Annotated in this window: 2 protein-coding genes and 1 pseudogene; all 3 read left to right on the top strand. The window is 43.5% G+C overall.

Annotated features, from left to right (window positions below):
- Positions 1–69: 69 nt before the first annotated feature.
- The 3 genes and pseudogenes from PL85_RS05685 to PL85_RS05675 all read left to right on the top strand — a co-directional run bounded on the left by PL85_RS05685 (position 70) and on the right by PL85_RS05675 (position 2,153).
- On the top strand, positions 70–606 hold the full coding sequence (locus tag PL85_RS05685) for a tyrosine-type recombinase/integrase (protein WP_194552997.1): 537 nt from the start codon (positions 70–72) through the stop codon (positions 604–606).
- A 187-nt stretch (positions 607–793) separates the two neighbouring features.
- On the top strand, positions 794–1,198 hold the full coding sequence (locus tag PL85_RS05680) for a DUF6088 family protein (protein WP_008218079.1): 405 nt from the start codon (positions 794–796) through the stop codon (positions 1,196–1,198).
- Between the two features lies 1 nt (position 1,199).
- Positions 1,200–2,153 (top strand): annotated as a pseudogene (locus PL85_RS05675) (nucleotidyl transferase AbiEii/AbiGii toxin family protein).
- Positions 2,154–2,183 lie beyond the last annotated feature (30 nt).

Raw genomic sequence — 2,183 nt, 5'->3', positions numbered from 1 at the left:
AAAACTGGTGGTGCGGATCAAAAGAAAGGTCACCTCACTGGGCAGAAAAAGCCCTTCAAGCTCGAAGATATCTGGCGGATTCGCACTAGACTAGAAATCGAAGGCAACATCATGGAATTGGCTCTGCTCAATCTCGCTATCGACTGCAAATTGCGTTCATGTGATTTGCTCAGAATGAAAGTGAGGGATATCTCTTCTGGTGGTGTAATTCAAGAACGAGTACTTTACAGTCAGAGTAAAACTGGCAGAGAAGTACAATTTGAGATTACTTCTCGTACTGCACAATCATTAGCTCAATGGCTAATGCAGCGCCAGCTGACGGCATCAGACTATATCTTCCCTAGTCCTAGGAGGCAGGGGAAATCGATGAGTTATAGCAACTATGCCACTATCATTCGCCGCTGGGTAACCGAACTCGGCTACGATCCCTACCTCTATGGTACACACTCGATGCGCCGTACCAAGGCGACCTTAATTTATGCGAGAACTAAAAACATTCGCGCTGTGCAGTTATTGCTTGGCCATGTGAAGTTAGATAATACCATTCGCTATTTAGGTGTAGAAATAGAGGATGCTCTAAACATATCTGAGGGGATAGACTCATAGTGAGGTTAGGATGTAACTCATAGATAGGTCGTTTTTATTTATCATAAAAAAGTAAATATAAATCAATATTTTATGGTTTTTTTGTGTTTTTTAACGCCGTATATCTTCTTTTGAATGTGCCGTATTTCTTTCTGTCATTATAAGGTTGCGTTATACTACCGACACGTATGAAAGCTAGGAGGTTCAAATGACAGCAGTTGAACGCGTTTATCAAAAGATAAAGCGCTCGAGACGTTATGTTTTTGAGCGCAAAGACTTTGATGGTTTTGCTAGCTACGACCAAATCGGTCGAGCGTTAAGGCAGTTAGTTAAGCAAGGTGAGTTAATCAAGCTTGGCTACGGTCTATACACAAAAGCAAGAATGAATAGTCTAACCGGCAGACCCATGCCCACAAACCCTGGCGGAAGCGATGCCCTGATGCGTGAAATTTTAAAGATGAAAGGTGTCGATTTTGAAATGGACAAACTGTCTTTACAAAGCCTATCTGGTAAAAGCACCCAAATCCCATCCTCCATTCAATACTCCTGGAACCATAAACAGTTTAATCGCAAGTTAGCTGTCGGTAACCGAGTCTTAAACTCACCGAGTTAATATGGAAAAACTAAAACAACAATTCCTTGAGGTTTCCGATGCGCTTGAGCTCGGAAACCCAGCCATTATTGAAAAAGATTACTGGGTCGTCGCCTTACTTAGCGAATTAGCGAAGGTATCGCCTGTGAATCATCAAATGGTTTTTTCTGGGGGGACTGCGCTAGCCAAGTCAAACGTTAAAATCCTGAGAATGTCAGAAGATGTGGATATAAAGCTCATTCCCCATCAAGAATTTGGTGAGCTGAGTCGCGGCCAAAAGAAAGCCGCCCGTAAGACATGCATTCACGAGATTGAAATGGCGATCACTCAAACAGAGCGATTTACCGTTGAGTCGCGTCTCGTTCGTGATGAATATCGCTATGTCGAGTTTGAACTCAGATACCCGCAGTAGTTTAGCCAAGCGCCATGTCTTCGCCCCATCATTAAACTTGAGTTAATAGAGACGATCCCCCTACTGGATGTAGAACCACGGCCGGTCCAATCATTGGTAGCGGAACTGTATCGACAGCCACAAGAAGTAAAAGCGTTTGATTGCGTCTCTATTCAAGCGACCTTGGTGGAGAAAGTGATTTCAATGTTGCGCCGTACCATGTCAGTAAAGCGCGATACGCAACGTAAGGACGATGCCACGCTTGTACGCCACATCTATGATGTTTACTGCATTTTAAAGACCGAAGCACAATTAGAAAACTTCGACCTTACAGCAATGACAGCGTTGTTTAACACGGTATTGAAGGAAGATATCGATCGCTTTGGTAATCAACACACTGAGTTTGTAGCTAACCCTAAACAAGAGCTACAGCTCGGGCTAAAAGAACTTGAAGATAACCCAGTTTTTCGCCAGCGCTTTCAGGACTTTGTTACCCCTATGGTGTTTAACACCGAGCCTCATGATTTTGATACCTGCTTTGCCTCGTTTAAACGCATTGCGCAGTCGTTAATTAAAACAATCTAACCGATTTGAGGTAAGCGCCCCATGATCCCA

This window comes from Vibrio anguillarum, assembly GCF_001989995.2.
GTDB lineage: Bacteria > Pseudomonadota > Gammaproteobacteria > Enterobacterales > Vibrionaceae > Vibrio > Vibrio anguillarum.
The sequence above is the reverse complement of the archived record's forward strand: the minus strand, read 5'-3'. Positions and strand labels throughout refer to the sequence as shown.

What these genes read in the sequence shown, in the direction of transcription:
- PL85_RS05680 (WP_008218079.1), top strand. Translation starts at nt 794, where the DNA reads ATGACAGCAGTTGAACGCGTTTATCAAAAGATAAAGCGCTCGAGACGT.